This is a genomic window from Streptomyces sp. NPDC002619 (genome assembly GCF_042889305.1).
In the GTDB taxonomy this organism is placed as follows: Bacteria; Actinomycetota; Actinomycetes; order Streptomycetales; family Streptomycetaceae; genus Streptomyces.
In genome coordinates this window covers 154,095-170,434 of the sequence record NZ_JBIAQV010000010.1, presented here as the reverse complement: position 1 = coordinate 170,434, position 16,340 = coordinate 154,095, and the positions used below count along the sequence as shown (strand labels likewise).

Here is a 16,340-nt window from a genome sequence, read left to right as displayed (position 1 = left end):
GCCGGGCCCGCTGAGCGCTGTGGACCACCGGCCGTCTGTGGAAAACTCCGCCACCCGCACGGGTGACCCCGGCCCCGTTGGGCTACCCCACTTCCGCCCCCGCTCTGGTGGTCACCCGCACGTACTGCTCCCGCACCTCCTGGTACCGCAACAGCTCCGCGGCCAGCGGATCGAGCACCCTGGCCCGGCCACAGCCCGCCGCCGCCTCCCGCAATCGCCGTTCCGCCTCCAGGCCGTACCGCCGTGCCGGCCCGCGTGCCGCCATCCGGCAGCCCCATTCCACGAGCGGCCCGCCGACGATGCCGGCCACCATCAGCAGCACCGGCACGCCCAGGTTCGGCGCCATGACGCCGACGATCTGCCCCACCAGCCAGAGCCCGCCCACGACCTGAAGGAGCGTCATGCAGGCCTGGACCAGCACGGCCGCCGGCCACCAGCCCGGCCGCGGCGGCCGTCCCGACGGGAGCGCGGCCTGCGTGGCAAGATCGTCCAGCGCCTCGGACAGCCCCTGCGACCCGCGTACCGCCGCCTCACGCACCGCCTGCGCCCAGGGTCCCGGCAACCCGGCCGACGCCCGGTCGGACACCGTACGGACCGCCTGCTCGACGCGCTGACGCGCGGTGGCCTCCTCGTCCACGTGGGCGCGTACCGGGAAGCGTCCCGAGGGGGTGTCGTACCGGTCCTGGTACCAGCGCCACAGCCGCAGCCAGGGCGTGCCGCAGGCCCGGTTGGCGTTGCGCAGCCAGGCGCGTTCGGCGGCCTCGCACGCGGCCGTCGCGCCCACCGCGTCGGCGAGGCGGGCGGAGAACTCGTCCCGCGCCTCCTCGCTGAGCCCGGTGCGCCGCCCGGTGGCGTAGACGGGCCGCAGCTGGGCCGCGGCAGCGTCCACGTCGGCCGAGATACGGCGGGCCGCCGCGCCGCGCTCATCCAGGAACTGGCTGAGCAGCTCGCGCAGTTCGGGGACGCCGTCGCCGGTCAGCGCGGACAGCGACAGGACTCGCGCACCAGATTCGCCGTACTCCCCGAGGGCGATCCCGTCCTCGTCGAGCAGTCTGCGCAGATCGTCGAGAACCTGGTCGGCGGCCTCTCCGGGCAGCCGGTCGACCTGGTTGAGGACCACGAACATGACCTCGGCGTGGCCCGCCAGGGGCCGCAGATAGCGCTCGTGGAGGACGGCATCGGCGTACTTCTCGGGGTCGACGACCCAGATGACCGCGTCGACGAGCTTCAGAACGCGGTCCACCTGCTCGCGGTGCGCCACGGCCGCCGAGTCGTGGTCGGGCAGGTCGATGAGGACGAGCCCGCGCAGTTGCGCCTCCGCCTCGGGGCTCTGCAGCGGGCGTCGACGCAGCCGGCCGGGGATGCCGAGCCGGTCGATGAGGAGCGCCGCGCCGTCGCTCCAGGTGCAGGCGATGGGGGAGGCGGTGGTCGGGCGCCGTACTCCCGTCTCCGAAATGGCCACTCCGGCCAGGGTGTTGAAGAGCTGGGACTTGCCGCTTCCGGTGGCGCCCGCGATGGCGACCACGGTGTGCTGACCGGAGAGCTTGCGCCGGGCCGCGGCCTCGTCGAGGACCCGGCCCGCCTCGGCCAGCGTGCGGCTGTCGAGCCGGGTGCGGGAGAGCCCGACGAGTTCGCGCAGCGCGTCGAGGCGGGAGCGCAGGGGGCCGTCGTACGCCAGGGTGGTTGCCTTCTGTACGGCCGACCTGTGCATTTCCACGGCGGCGATCTGCGCGGCCTCGTCGCCCTCGTTCACCCGACGGGCGATGAGCCCGTCGTCCCACACGTCCGTGGAATCCGTGGGGTCCGCCTCGCCGTCCTCGTCGGGCACACGCGCGTGCCGCTCCGCGTTTCCCCCACTCTCGCGATCGTCATCCCCGGTACGGCTCACTCCAGCGCGCCCCGTCTCGGAGCCCTCCGCCCCGGAGCCGGTGTTCCCGCTGTCCTCGACGCGTCCGGCGCCCCCTCGCTCCTCGGTACGCGCACCGCCCTCCGGGGAGGACCCGTCCCCGGAGTGATCGGCGTGATCCGTGTGGTCCTGGTCAGTGACGGCGGTCACAGGTCACCTCTCCTTCTGCAGTACGGACAGCGCGGCGATGAGTTCGGCCTGTGGTTCGGGCCGGACGTCGAGCGCGTCGAGCGGGGCGAGCCTGCGCTCGCGTTCGGCGTGCATCACGCGGTCCAGGTGTTCGGCGAGCAGCCGCCCGGCACGGTCGCGCAGCCGCAGCGCCCCGTGCGCCCCGATCCGCTCGGCGAGCCCCTCACCGGCGGAACGGGCCCGGCGGCCGCCCAGCAGCGCGGTGGCGACCAGGGCGGCGACCACCTCGGGGTCGGGCGCGACGCTGCGGTCCAGCGCGCGGACCTCGTCCTCGGCGTACTCCTCCAGCTCGCGCCGCCAGCGCCGTACGGCGAGGCCGATCCGGTGCTCGGCGCTCTCGAGGGACGGGTCCCGGTCCACCAGTCCCGGGGCCCCCGCGGCCGGCTCCCGCCGCCAGGCTCCGTCGATGCGTTCGTCGGCGGCGGTGACGGCGCACAGCAGGAGCGCGGCGAGGCTGCCCACGAGCGCGTCTAGCAGTTCGCCCGCGCTGCAGTCCAGGGGGAAGGCCCGCCACCGCTTGAGGGCGTCCCCGGCGAGGACGGCCCCACCGTTCAGCCGTGCCTTCACGCGCGCGTGCTCGCTGTCGTACGCCCCGTCGACGGCGGAGGTCAGCCGCAGCGCGGCCGCGTACTGGGCGGCGGCGGCACTGGCCAGCTCGGGCATCCGTGACTTCAGTGAGTCGAGGACGCCGTACGCCGTGCGCGCCATGACGTGCTGGCGGGCCGCCGGCTCCTGTACCTGATGTACGAGCCAGGTGCGCAGCGGGGCCACCGCGGTGGCGGGCAGCAGGCCGCCGCCCCAGGCCGACTCGGGCAGTTCGGGCACGGTGAACCGGGGTACCGCGCCGAGTCCGGCCTTGGTGAGCAGGGCGCCGTACTGCCGCGAGACCTCGGACACGACCTGGTGCGGCACCCGGTCGAGGACGGTCACCAGGGTGGCGTCGTACTCCTTGGCGGTGCGCAGCAGGTGCCAGGGCACGGCGTCGGCGTAGCGGGCGGCCGTGGTCACCATGATCCAGATGTCGGCCGCGCAGAGCAGTTCGGCGGCGAGGATCCGGTTCTCGGCGACCAGGGAGTCGATGTCGGGCGCGTCGAGCAGGGCGAGCCCGCGCGGGAGGCTCTCGGCAGTCTCGATCCTGAGCACGCGCGCGGGGTCCTCGCCGGGGAGGCGGGTTTCGTCCCCGGGCTCCTGCTGGGGCACCCACACGCGCGTGAGGTCGGGCAGCACTCTCATCCCGCTGAACCAGTGATGGTCCTCCGGATGGCATACCAGCACCGGTGTGCGGGTCGTCGGGCGCAGCACGCCCGCCTCGCTGACCCGCCGCCCGACGAGGGAGTTGACGAGCGTCGACTTGCCCGCTCCCGTGGAACCGCCCACGACGGTGAGCAGCGGTGCTTCGGGTTCTCGCAGCCGGGGCACCAAGTAGTCGTCGAGTTGGGCAAGCAGTTCGTCGCGGTTGGCACGCGCGCGTGGGGCCCCCGCCAGGGGCAGCGGGAAGCGTGCGGCGGCGACACGGTCGCGCAGGGCGGAGAGTGTGTCGAGCAGCTGAGGCCGTACGTCCAAGGTCACCACATGCGAAGAATGCCCAATTTTAGGGGATTTCTGAAGCATATGGAGTTGTCTGCGCGCCGACGGAACAGAACGGATGGAAGGGGCGACTGGGACGCGGGCACAGCGCAGGCATAACGAGTGCACAACACCCGGTGCGACAGACGCCAAAAGCGGTGCACAATTCGTACCTGCCTGCGATTATCAGGACCGCTTCACCGAACCTCCACATCGAGCCACGGAGGCGAAGCAACAGGGTCAAGGATTCGGGAGCCCTATCCTTGTCCCCGGCAACGTCACGGATCGGCCCACACCCGGGCACCACGAACGAGGCCACACACCCGGCCCCCGTAGCTCAGTGGATAGAGCAGGCGCCTTCTAAGCGCTTGGCCGCAGGTTCGAGTCCTGCCGGGGGCACCACTAGGTCTCTGACGCGCAAATACGAACCAGCGTGGGCAAAACCGCAGCTAGCTGACCTCGCCTCCTACGGTGCCACCCCGCGGCGCGGTGTTGATCAAGGGCTACGGGGCGTTCGATGTGCCCATTTACCCGCCCCACGGCGGGCGGCGAAGCCGCCCTGGGTCGCTGACCTGTATGAACGGGTCGGATGGATCATCGAGGACGGCGTGGCTCAGCTACCGGACTCCGTCAGGCGAAGCGCCTGGCACACTGCCACCTTGCCCAGCCCGGACACTGGGAAGCTTCTTCGCCCGGACGGCACGCGGGATGCGGTCCCACGCGCCGTCCTGGAAGGTTCCCCCACGGCGTGCCCGATCGCGCACGGAACGGCGCTCGCCGGCGTCACACGCGCCTAGTCCTTCGGCGTGAAGAGCAGATTCCGCGTCTTGGGCGGCCGGGGTGCGCGCGAGGGTACGAGCGTGCCGTCGAGTTCGGCGACCCAGTGGGAGTCGTAGCCGAGCGGTTCGAACTCGGCGAGGACCGTGTCCAGGGGCGCGTCCACCAGCGCCTCCAGCAGTACGGTCGGCCGGTCGCGCTTCAGCACCTGCCGGGCCCCTTGCAGGACCGACGACTCGTGGCCCTCCACGTCGATCTTGACGAGGTCCAGCTTGGTGTCGGCGAACACCTCGTCGAGCGTCCGGAGTCGGATGCGCTTGAGCTCGGCGTCGGTGGCGACGTGCTCCAGGGTCGACCCCGTCGAAAGGAGGTTCCCGGAGAAGCGGACGCTGATGTCCGCCCAACCCGGCTCGCTGGACACGCCCGCCTGGTAGAGCCTGACGTTCTGGACGTTGTTCGACCGGACGTTCACCGAGAGCCGGGCGTGGATCTGGTCCACCGGCTCGAACGCGTGGACCTTCGCCTTCGGGTTCGCGAGTGCGGCGATCAGGGAGAAGTACCCGACGTGCGCGCCGACATCGGCGATCGTCGTGCTTCTCGCGGCGAGTCTGGCCCAGGTGGCGAGGCTGCCCGGCTCGTAGCCGAACCGCCCGTTCCACAGGGTGTCCAGGGCGACCGCGTCATCGTTCACGCAGAACATGACGAACGGCGGGCAGTACGGGGAGTCGATCTCGGCGAAGCCCCGGTATGGGAACTTCTTGCGGTGGGTACGGATGATGTCGCTTGCGGAGACCGGCCGAACCGATGGCGCCTGGGCGAGCATGCGGGCATTGGCTTCTTCGAGCTGGGGGATGCGCATCAAGCGATGCTAAACCGTGGTCAGAGGTTGTCACAGGCTTTGGAATAAAAAGGCCAGCTCACGGGCGTATGTGAGCTGGCCTTTCGTTGAGCGACCCTTTCGAGTCCCCTTGAATTCACCCCTCATTTGCTCAGCGGCTAACGGCATCCTGCCCTGCCCGCGCCTGCCGGACCGCCCGGTGTACGCAGCGCGTGTGGCTGGGGGTGCTCCTGTTCAGCCGAGCTGGAGTCTTCCGTTCAGAATTGGGAACCGCTCCACGGGTCGCCGTATGCCCAAACATAGGCGACCCACAGCACGAAGATCGTGAAGACCGCATCAGCCGCGCACACGATTCCGGCCACCCACTGCGCGACGCGCACCCACTGCCTGCGGTGCCGATCCGCATACAGAGGCGATGTCCGGCGGAAGGCCCGCGAGAGTACGACTATCGCCCAGACCGTGGCGTAGAGCATGACCACGGGCAGGGTGACCAGCACGATCGGAGTGACTTCGGCCATGGCCGTCCACAGTGGCACCAAGAGCAGGATGAGAAGAGCGACCGCCCCGATGTGCGCCGTTGGCCCAGTCCATGATCGCCGGTCAGCCCCGGCGCCGCGGTTTTCGTGACTGCTCATGCCCCGAGTCTGTGAAGCGAGCGGGCCGACCACCAGAGTACGAATGCTCAACTGCGGCCTGCGGGCTCAGGACGCCGCGGCGCTTTCCGCCCGCTCCAGCAGTTCTCGGGCGTCGCGGACGCACGCATGCTCGGCGCTGAACAGTTCCGTGAGGGTCATGATGGTGCGGCGGGCCTCCTGGGCCGCCTCCTCGCGACGTTCCAGGCCCAGGAGGGCCTCCGCCGCGGGTACCCCGGCCGTGTGCATCTCGGCGGTGTCGAAGTCCGGAGAGGCGGTGTAGGCCTCGCGCGCGCTCGTCGCGCAGTCGAGGGCCCTGTCCTCCCCGGCCCCCAGCAAGTCGGCGCCGATCGTGTCACACAGCCGGTGACGGCAGCTGTGCCGCAGGGCCCCGGCCATCGAGCCGGGGCCCCGTGTCGTTCGCGACGTCAGCGCACGTCGACGAAGTCCCCACCCGCGCTGACCGCAGCCGTGGTGGAGGTGCCCGGGAAGCTGTAGCGCCAGTAGCCGTCCGTGGCTGCCGTCACCGTGGTCTTCAGGTTGCCGGTGCTGTTCGTCGTCACCGTCTTCACGGTCGCGTACGTGGTCGCACCCTTCTTGCGGAACTGGAGCTTCACCTTCTGACCGGTGTATCCGTGATAGCCGCCGAGCGTCTCCCAGTCCGCGCGGGAGAGCTTTCCGGTGATGGTGAGCGTCCTGCCCTTGGTCACCGGCTCGGGGGATGCGTTGGCCGACAGGGTCGCGTCGCGCAGCAGGGAGAGCGACTTGGCGGCGTGCAGATCGACGTGCCCCGTGCCGTCCGCCGACTCGGCCCAGGCCGCCGCCTTCCATGTACCGGCGAAGGCGTTGCGGCCGAGGGTCTGGCGCGGCTCGATGTACGCGAAGTGTGTCTCGCAGGTCGAGGTGGTCGCGTCGACCTTGGTGCAGGTCGCCGGCCAGGGGCTGTAGAGGACGGCGTCGGGGGCGTCGTACGAACCCCGGTAGAGGTACATGTCGCCGTGCGCGACCCCCGACGGATCGGTCGCGGTGAACTTCGCCTTGAACTCCTGGAGCGGCTGGTCCGTCAGCTCCACCGGCTTGCCGCCGTTTACGGAGATGTTCGAGATGCTGGTGGGGCCAACCCTCTCGTCGCCCTGCGGGGCCGGCCCCGCGAAAGCCCGCCCGATGGTGCGCACGAGGCTGCCGCCCTGGTCGTCGGCCGCGGTGACGCGCAGGGAGACGAAGGAGGCGGTGGCGGGGACGTCCAGCGACGCCGAACCGTCGGCCGCGACGGGGAGATCGGCCCAGGTGGCGCCGTCGTCCGTCGAGTACGCCAGGCCCGTGATCCTGGTGTTCGCCTGAGCCGCGTCCGTGGCGCGGGTGGTGGCGCTTGCGTCGATCCGGACCGGCCCGGCGGCCGCACGGCCCATCCCGTCGAGCCCCGAGACCTTCAACTGGGTGTCGATCAGCGGGAGTTCCTTGCCGCTGCCCGCGTAGCCCGACCGGAAGGTCCACTCGTTGTGCACGTCCGTGGACAGCCGGGCGTACGGGACGTGGCGGTGGACGGTCTGGTCGAGGGTGTACGTCTGCGGTGCCGTCGGCACGGTCGACGACGTCAGGGAGTGGGACGCGTCCAGGCCCGACGCCTGGGCGTAGGTGACGCCGTCGGCGCCGGTCAGCCTGTACGCGTACGTCGCCCGGAAGTCGTGGCCGGTGTGGCCCGCGGTGTCTCCGAAGGTGTGCGCCTCGAACAGCGAAGCCTTGCCGTTGTACCACTGCGAACCGAGCGACGGCCCGCGCATCGGCTGCAGCGGGGCCGCGCCCAGGACCTCGCCCGCGCCGGTCCCGGCGGGCAGGGTGCGGTCGGGCAGGATCAGGTTCGAATCGCTGGTGCCGTAATCCAGGAACCGCCCGTACCTGACACCAGGGGTGACGTACTCGGTGACGGAGCCGGCCACCGGCACCGGGCCGCCGATGTAGACGCCCGTCCACTCGCCGAAGTCCGGGACGGTCCCCAGGGACGCGGTCGTACGGGTGCCCGGTGCGTCGACCCGGGTGACGGTTTTCGCCAGCGCCGAGGTACGGACCGTCGCGACCGGCGAGGCGGGCACCGTGGTGGTGAAGCTGTGCGTGAGGTCGTAGCGGTAGAGGCTCGGCACGCTCGCCGAGGCGCCCTTCTTCCCGAGCACGTCGTGGACGCGCAGCGAGACGCCCTTCATCGTGAACGGGTTGACGTACACCTTGCCGGAGCCCCCGCCGGCGAAGCCCGCCATGTCACCGCCCGGGACGCTGATCCACACGGCGGAGTCCTGCCGGGTGGCCGTGGTGTCGTCGGTGCGGATCGCGGTCTCCTTGGCCGCACTCTGGTCGAAGGTGACGGTCATGGCGGCCGAACCGACCGTGAAGGTACGGGTGAGCAGATAGCTCGGCTGTCGCCAGTCCATGTGCAGCGCCACCGAGAAGTAGTCGCCCGGCGGCAGTTTCACGGTCGCCGTGGGGCCGAGGGCATCGCTGTCGACCAGGTACGACACCCAGGTCGAGCGGTTCCAGACGTAGAAGTACTTGCTCTGCACGTCGGCGTGCGTGATGTTCAGCTTCACCGCGTAGGTCGACGTGGCGTTCATCGCCGTCAGACCGCTCCGCGAGCGTGTGCCGTCGGTGCCCGTCGAGGTCAGCGGGAGGCTCGCGGCCGTACGGTCCGTCATGCGCGGCCCTGCCGGCCGCACGGTCACCGTGCCGTTCGTGGCGGCGACGGCGTAGCGCGGCGCCCGAGCTCCTGCGCCCTTGGGCTGTTGCGTGACACGGACGTCACGTCCGCCGACGAGTTCGACGCGCCCGCCGTCCCCCAACCGGGCGCTCGGCGCGTCATGGTGTGCGGGGTCGGTCGCGGTGGAGACCGTTCCGACCGTTCGTCCCGCGGCATGTGCTCCGTCCGATGCCGTCGCGACGCCCGCGGCCTGCGACGAGGCCGCCAACGCCACCGCGCACAAACCCACCCCGAACGATCTTCGGACACGTCTGCGCGAAAATCCGGACATCAGTCCCCCCTTTGTCCCTACCCCTTGAGAATCACTCCCTGGCCATCCGGTCACAGGAGTTGATCAGCTCACTCTAGGGGGCCGCACTTCGGGCCGACATCCTCCGGCAAGCCATTGATGCTACAAAGGATGGATGGCGGGATTTTTCACCCGTTTTAGGCGCCTATATCCGCGGTCACTGATCGGCAAGAGCCCCCGCAGCGTCGCTGGGCAGGTCTTTCTGCTCCAGGCGGTGCTCGTGGTGCTGCTCGTGGCGTTCACCGTCATCGCCCTCCTGCTGCAGGCCGAGTGGGACACCAGCGCCGAGGCCAAGCGCCGCTCCATCGCGGTGGCGCAGACCTTCGCCCACTCCCCCGGCGTCGTGGCCGCGCTCCAGACCCCCGACCCGTCGAAGGTGCTCCAGCCGCTGACCGAGGCGAGCCGCAAGGCCGCCGGGGTCGACTTCATCGTCGTCATGGACACCAAGGGCATCCGCTACACGCACCCCATTCCCAGCCGTATCGGCAAGCGTTTTGTCGGCCGGATCGAGCCGTCGCTGCACGGGCAGGTCTACACCGAGAGCGTCCACGGCCCGCTGGGCCACGAGGTGCAGGCAACCGTCCCCATAAGGGACTCCTCCGGCAAGGTGACGGCCCTCGTCTCCGCCGGGATGAAGGTCAAGAACGTGACCGGACGGGTGGTCAAGCAACTGCCGATCATCCTGGGCACCGGTCTCGCCGTCCTGCTGGTGGCCACGGGCGGGACGGCGCTGGTGGGCCGACGGCTGCGCCGGCAGACCCACAGCCTGGCCCCGGACGAGATGTCCCGCATGTACGAACACCACGACGCGGTGCTGCACGCCGTACGCGAGGGAGTGCTCATCGTCGGCGGCGACAGACGGCTCCTGCTGCTCGCGAACGACGAGGCCAGACGGCTGCTGGACCTCCCCAGGGACGCCGAGGGCCGGCCCGTCGGCGAGCTGCCGGGCCTGGACCCGGAGATCATGGCGCTGCTCGTCTCCGGACGCGAGGCCACCGACGAGGTGATGTTCTCCGGGGAACGCCTGCTCGCGGTCAACCAGCGGCCCACCGACCGCGACGGCGGTCCCCGCGGGACCGTGATGACGCTGCGGGACTCCACCGAGCTGCAGAAGGTCTCCGGCGGAGCCGAACTGGCCCGGGAGCGGCTCAAGCTGCTGTACGACGCCGGGCTGGGCGTCGGCACCACCCTGGATGTCACTCGTACGGCCGACGAGCTGGCGCGGGTGGTCGTGCCGCGGTTCGCCGACTTCGTCACCGTGGACATCGCCGACGCCGTACTGCACGGCGAGGAACCGGGTCCCACGGCGACGGGCCTGCGCCGTATCGCCGTGGAGGGCGTCCGCGACGACGCCCCGCTGTACGAGAAGGGCAGCCTGATCGACTTCGTGTCCTCCGCCCCGCAGGCCCGCGGCTACAGCACCGGCCGCGCGGAGCTGGTCACCGATCTGTCGACCGACATCGGCTGGCACGAGCAGGACCCCGCGCTCACCCGGGCCGTCCTGGACTACGGCATCCACTCGTTGATCGCCGTACCGATCCGGGCCCGCGGCACCGTGCTGGGCATGGCCAACCTGTGGCGCTGCAAGGAGCACGAGGCCTTCGACGAGGAGGAGCTGTCGCTGGCCGAGGAGCTGGTGACCCGGGCGGCGGTCAGCATCGACAACGCCCGCCGGTACACGCGCGAGCACGCCGTGGCGGTCACCCTGCAGCGCAGCCTGTTGCCGCGCGCCCTGCCCGAGCTGAGCGCCCTCGAGGTCGGCTACCGCTATCTGCCCGCCCAGTCGGGGGTGAGCGGGGACTGGTTCGACGTGATCCCGCTGCCCGGCAGCCGGGTGGCGCTGGCCGTCGGCGACGTGGTGGGCCACGGGCTGCACGCCGCCGCCACCATGGGTCGGCTGCGCACCGCGGTGGACAACTTCACCACGCTCGACCTGCCCCCGGACGAACTGCTGAGCCATCTCGACGATCTGGTGGCCCGTATCGACCAGGACGAGTCCCCCACGGGCATCGTGGGCGCCACCTGTCTGTACGCGATCTACGACCCCGTGACGCGGCACTGCGCGATGGCGCGCGCGGGTCATCTCGCGCCCGCGCTGGTCCACCCCGACGGCACCGTCACCTTCCCCGACCTGGCCGCCGGGCCACCGCTCGGCATCGGCGGCATGCCGTTCCAGACGGCGCACCTGGACCTGGCCGCCGGCACCCAGCTCGTCCTGTACACCGACGGCCTCATCGAGGACCGCCGGCGCGATCTGGACGTGGGCATGGACCTGCTGGCCGCGGCGCTCGCCGGCCACCCCGACCGCTCGCCCGAGGAGAGCTGCCAGGCCGTACTGGACGAGCTGCTGCCGGAGCGGCCCAAGGACGACGTGGCGCTGCTCATCGCCCGAACCCGGCCGCTGCCGCCCGACCGGATCGCCGACTGGGACGTGCCCTCCGATCCGGCGGCCGTGGCCAGGCTGCGCGAGGCCGCCTCCGCGAAACTCGACGAGTGGGGCCTGATCGAACCGGCCTTCAGCATGGAACTCGTCCTGAGCGAACTCGTCACCAACGCCATCCGCCACGGCTCCGAGCCGATCCACGTCCGGCTGATCCACGACCGCACCCTGATCTGCGAGGTGGCGGACGGCAGCAGCACCTCGCCGCACCTGCGCTACGCCGCGACGACCGACGAGGGCGGCCGCGGCCTGTTCCTGGTGGCCCGGATGACCGAGCGCTGGGGCACCCGCTACACCCCCCACGGCAAGGTGATCTGGGCCGAACTGGCGCTGACGGAGAGCACCGGGCTGCCCGACTTCACGGAGCTTTTCTAGGCCTTCCTCGAGGACACGTACGCGACGGCCGCAACACCGAAAGAGCTCATTGTTCAATGATCTGAAATACGGCATCTCGACGCGCCGAATTCCGCCGTTCGGTGGATTATGGCCGCACCTGCGTTTGGTCGAGAGCACGGCGTCATGCATTGCTGGCATCTTGAGGACCACAAGTCGGAATTCCGGGAGGTCCCCCCTTGCAAGTCCCGTCCACCAGCCTCGGCACGAGCCTCCCCTCACAACAATCAGCCCTCGACAGAAAAATCGAGAGCGAACCGACGCGCAACAACCGGTTCGACGGTCCATGGTGGGTCTGGGCCATGGCCGTGGTGCTTTTCTTCGTCTACGCGGCGTTGTCACTGCGCATCCATCACCGGATGCTCTCCAACAGCTATGACCTGGGAATCTTCGAACAGGTCGTCCGCTCGTACGCGGACGGGCATCTGCCCGTCTCCGAATTGAAGGGGCCCGACTTCCCCATCCTGGGGGATCACTTCTCTCCCATCCTCGCTCTCGTCGCGCCCTTCTACGCGCTGCACCGTTCAGCGGGAACTCTGCTCGTGGTACAGGCCGCGCTGATCGCCCTGAGCGTGGTCCCGCTGACGCTCTGGGCGCGCCGATCCCTGGGTTCGCCGGCGGGCGCGGTGATCGGTGGCTGCTATGGGCTCTCCTGGGGCATCGCGAGCGCTGTCGGCTTCGACTTCCACGAAGTCGCCTTCGCCGCCCCGCTGCTCGCGTTCTCCCTCACCGCTCTCGGCAACGGTCGACTGACCGCTGCCGCGTACTGGGCGTTGCCGCTGCTGCTCGTGAAGGAGGATCTCGGGCTCACGGTCGCCGTGATTGGACTGGTCATCGCCTGGCGCGGGTCCCGCAAGCTCGGATTCGTGACCGCGGGGCTCGGTCTGGCCGGGACGTTGCTGGCCCTGCTGGTGATCCTGCCTGCCTTCAACCCGAGCGGTTCGTTCGCCTATTGGTTCCTGGCGGACAACCCCGCAGGCAGTTCGGGTGCTTCGGGTGCGGGTGCGGGTGCGGGTGCGGGTGCCGGCACCGGCGTGCTGGACCTGCTGTCCAGGAGCACGGTGGGCCTCGTCGTCCCGCAGACCAAGGTGTCGACTCTCATGCTCACGCTGGCTCCGACCTTGTTCCTGGCCGTGCGGTCGCCACTGCTGTGGGCCGCCCTCCCGACGCTCGTCTGGCGCTTCTTCTCGAACAATTACGTCCACTGGGGCACCGGCTACCACTACTCGCTGGTCCTGATGCCGATCGTCTTCGCCGCCTTCGTCGACGCCCTGGTCCAACGGGGCACGCGGCCCGCCGGGCTGAAGCGGTACCTCGCCGCCACGGCCGCGGTCAGCCTCCTGATCCTGCCGAACTTTCCTTTCTGGCAGCTCCTCAGTCCGGCCACCTGGCGGACGGACCCACGCGTCGCCGTCGCCCACAGCCTGATGAAGAAGATCCCGGACGACGCCACGGTCCAGGCATCCACGTACCTGGTCCCGCAGCTCACCAACCGCACGAGCGTCAGCCTCTACGGCTACCCGGTCAGCCGTCCCTCTCCTCAGTGGATCATGGTGGACACATGGGTGCCACAAGGCTGGCGGTGGCCGCTGACCTACGAATCGGAACGGGCCATGCTGACCCTGGCCCTGTACAAGGGCTACCGCACCGTGGCCGATCGTGACGGCTTCGTCCTGCTGCACCGGCCCGACCGCGAACCGCTCTCCGATGACTTGGACGCCTCCAAGCACAAGGGCTGATTTCGCCGTGGGCACGTTCTGGTCAATGAATCCGCACCGGAAAAGAGTTGGGAGCGTGGTGCTGCCGTGAAGCCCTCCATCTGCCTTTGCATGATTGTCAAGAATGAGGCAGGCGTCATCGAGCGATGCCTTGCGTCCGTCCGTGATCTGGTGGACACCTGGGTGATCTCGGACACGGGATCGACCGACGGAACCCAGCAATTGATTTGCCGTGCCCTCGACGGAATCCCGGGCGAGCTCCACGAGGAACCCTGGGTCAATTTCGGGCACAATCGCACCCTGAACATCCAGCATGCCCGCGGCAGGGCCGACTATCTGCTGCTCCTCGACGCGGACCACGTCGTCAGGCAAGACGGTTCTCTTCACCGGCTGACCGCCGACGCGTACATGCTCCGGCACGAGGGCGCCACCGAATATCGGATCAGGCGCCTGGTGCGCGGTGACCTCCCGTGGCGATACGTGGGCGTCACCCACGAATTCCTCACCGCCAACGGGCACGAGAAACAGGAGAATCTCGATGCACTGGTCATCGAGGACCACGCGGACGGCGGCTCGCGACACGACAAGTTCGAGCGCGACGCGCGCCTGCTCAGCGCCGAAATGGACCGCGACCCCAGCAACACCCGCACGGTCTTCTACCTGGCCCAGACCATGCGCGACATGGGCAACACCGCCGAGGCGATCAGGCTGTACGAACACCGCGCGGCGATGGGCGGCTGGGCGGAGGAGGTCTACTACTCCCTGCTCCAAGTCGGCATCCTGCACGCCGATTCCGGTGACTGGCCGACGGGGATGGATGCTCTGACCCGAGCCTGGGAGGCGCGTCCGCAACGGCTCGAAGCGTGTTACGAGCTGGCCTCGCGGCTACGCGGCATGGGCCACCACCACATGGCTCACGCGATCGTCGTCGCCGGCCTGGGCAAGGAACAGCCGGGCGACATCCTGTTCACCCAGCCATGGGTCTACCGCTGGGGCCTGCTGTCCGAGTTCTCGATCACGGCGTACTGGGTCGGCGACTTCAGGGGCTCGCTCCGGGCGTGCGAGCGCCTGCTCTCCATGCCCGACCTGCCCCCGGCCCACCGCGAACAGACCCTCGTCAACCGCGAGTTCGCCGTGCGCAGGCTCGCCACGATCCCGGTGCCGAGCAACAGCCTCAAGGGCGGCAAGGGCAAGCGGCGCCAGAAGGGCACGCCGTCCCGCTGACACACCGACGGCCGAGGCCCTCGCCGGCCCGTGCGCCGAATCCGGGATCACCAAGGCCGCCCGGCCCGCCGCGAACGGGGGTTGTCGTGCCGGGCCGGCCGCAGTGAAGACCGAACGAAGCAGGCAGGGGGCCTTGGTACGCGGGTTTCCGGGCCCGGGCAGGGACGAGCGCGTGGACGCGGCGCCCGGGCTTCGGCCCGCACATCCGCCACGGTGGCGGAGGGCGGGACCTTCACACCGCGGGATTGGGCGGCCGGCCATCACAGGTACGACCCGAGTCGGCACGCGTGTCGCCGGATTGAGTCGCAACAGGTCGTGGCGCGCCTCCATCCGCGCGCGATCAACAGCGCCGCACCGTCCGTATGCCCTGCGGCGAACACGCCGCATGAGCAGCCGAGCGCTGGGGCGGACCTCCGTCGGATGCGACCCCGGCTCCTTGCGCCGCTGATGCTCGACCCGCGGTCGCACTCCCCTGACCTGCACGAGCGATGTCTCCTGGTGCTCCATCGTCGGACAGGGCCGCGCTTCGATGAATTCCGTAATTTTCGCGGACCGATCACTCCTCATGGGCGAGGCCGACGAAATGCTGAAGAAATCCGCATTCGAGGCGCGCCGCCATGGGGAACGGATGTGTCATATTACATCGGTTATTAGCTGATTAATGCGGGCTTTCTGAGCGATATACGTGCTGCTTTCAGCCTATTACGATCAGTTTGCCTGGATTTGTAAGCGTCATATGCAGTTTTCTGGTCCCACCTCATCTCGCACAGTTTTGTCATGAAAGGCATGGTGGGTTTTGGTGCATGGAGCTGTTAAGGCCGGTGGCGCGCCATCGCTGGTTCTCGGGGCTGTGAGCCTTGGGCTTACCTTGGGCTTGTGCGGCCCGGTTGCGGCGCAAGTGCAGTACGCCCAGGGTCAGGCCGCCAACTCGCACGCAGGTCAGATCGCTCTGCGGGCCGGGGCGAAAGCGAATCACAAGGAGCTTCGGGCGGAGGAGCCCGGGCCCACCGGTCCGACCGGACCCACCGGCCCGCAGGGCGCCGACGGCGCCGAGGGCGCCGACGGCTTCGGCGCCACCGGCCCCACCGGACCCACGGGCCAGAACGGCCTGACCGGACCCACCGGCCCGCAGGGCGCCGACGGCGCCGAGGGCGCCGACGGCTTCGGCGCCACCGGCCCCACCGGACCCACGGGCCAGAACGGTCAGAACGGCCAGAACGGTCTCAACGGTGCCACGGGTGCGACCGGGCCCACCGGCCCGCAGGGTATCGAAGGCGCCGACGGCTTCGGCGCCACCGGCGCCACCGGTGGCCTCGGCCCGACCGGGCCCACCGGCCCGCAGGGTATCGAAGGCGCCGACGGCTTCGGCGCCACCGGCGCCACCGGTGGCCTCGGCCCGACCGGGCCCATCGGCCCGCAGGGACTCAACGGGCTCAACGGCACCAACGGCACCGACGGCGCCACCGGCCCCACCGGCCCGCAGGGACTCAACGGCACCAACGGCATCGACGGCCTTACCGGCCCGACCGGCGCGACCGGCCCGCAGGGGCTCAACGGCACCAACGGCGTCGACGGCGCCACCGGCCCGACCGGCCCGCAAGGTATCGAAGGCGCCGACGGCT

At 70.0% G+C, this 16,340-nt stretch carries 9 protein-coding genes, 1 tRNA gene and 1 pseudogene; 5 read left to right on the top strand and 6 right to left on the bottom strand.

Annotated elements, in window-relative coordinates; genetic code table 11:
* Positions 1-82 precede the first annotated feature (82 nt).
* Positions 83-2,056, bottom strand: a complete 1,974-nt coding sequence (locus ACFYXB_RS18870) for a GTPase (protein WP_389583518.1) — start codon at positions 2,054-2,056, stop codon at positions 83-85.
* 3 nt (positions 2,057-2,059) lie between these two features.
* On the bottom strand, positions 2,060-3,667 hold the full coding sequence (locus tag ACFYXB_RS18865; RefSeq protein ID WP_389583516.1) for a dynamin family protein: 1,608 nt from the start codon (positions 3,665-3,667) through the stop codon (positions 2,060-2,062).
* A gap of 320 nt (positions 3,668-3,987) precedes the next feature.
* Between ACFYXB_RS18865 and ACFYXB_RS18860 the strand changes: the two genes are divergently transcribed.
* Positions 3,988-4,063, top strand: a tRNA-Arg gene (locus ACFYXB_RS18860).
* A 391-nt stretch (positions 4,064-4,454) separates the two neighbouring features.
* Here ACFYXB_RS18860 and ACFYXB_RS18855 read toward each other — a convergent pair.
* The 4 genes from ACFYXB_RS18855 to ACFYXB_RS18840 form a co-directional block, all read right to left on the bottom strand.
* The gene (locus ACFYXB_RS18855; protein WP_351361725.1) at positions 4,455-5,297 is read right to left on the bottom strand and encodes an FkbM family methyltransferase; all 843 of its coding nucleotides are present in this window, start codon (positions 5,295-5,297) and stop codon (positions 4,455-4,457) included.
* 236 nt (positions 5,298-5,533) lie between these two features.
* Positions 5,534-5,794 carry a hypothetical protein gene (locus tag ACFYXB_RS18850; protein WP_389583512.1) on the bottom strand — a complete coding sequence of 87 codons (261 nt, stop codon included), beginning with the start codon at positions 5,792-5,794 and terminating at the stop codon, positions 5,534-5,536.
* 183 nt (positions 5,795-5,977) lie between these two features.
* Positions 5,978-6,307: a hypothetical protein gene (locus ACFYXB_RS18845; RefSeq protein ID WP_389583509.1), complete on the bottom strand. Its 330-nt coding sequence runs from the start codon at positions 6,305-6,307 to the stop codon at positions 5,978-5,980.
* Positions 6,308-6,336: 29 nt separating this feature from the next.
* Positions 6,337-8,868, bottom strand: a complete 2,532-nt coding sequence (locus ACFYXB_RS18840) for a hypothetical protein (protein WP_389583506.1) — start codon at positions 8,866-8,868, stop codon at positions 6,337-6,339.
* Between the two features lie 190 nt (positions 8,869-9,058).
* Here ACFYXB_RS18840 and ACFYXB_RS18835 point away from each other — a divergent pair, with 190 nt between their 5' ends.
* The 4 genes and pseudogenes from ACFYXB_RS18835 to ACFYXB_RS18820 all read left to right on the top strand — a co-directional run.
* Positions 9,059-11,758: a SpoIIE family protein phosphatase gene (locus tag ACFYXB_RS18835; protein WP_389583503.1), complete on the top strand. Its 2,700-nt coding sequence runs from the start codon at positions 9,059-9,061 to the stop codon at positions 11,756-11,758.
* Positions 11,759-12,078: 320 nt separating this feature from the next.
* Entirely contained in the window at positions 12,079-13,515 is a 1,437-nt protein-coding gene (locus ACFYXB_RS18830) for a DUF2079 domain-containing protein (RefSeq protein ID WP_389583501.1), read from the top strand.
* Positions 13,516-13,605: 90 nt separating this feature from the next.
* Positions 13,606-14,718 carry a glycosyltransferase gene (locus tag ACFYXB_RS18825; RefSeq protein ID WP_389583500.1) on the top strand — a complete coding sequence of 371 codons (1,113 nt, stop codon included), beginning with the start codon at positions 13,606-13,608 and terminating at the stop codon, positions 14,716-14,718.
* Positions 14,719-15,616: 898 nt separating this feature from the next.
* Positions 15,617-16,340: pseudogene (locus ACFYXB_RS18820) on the top strand (collagen-like protein); the annotation flags it as partial.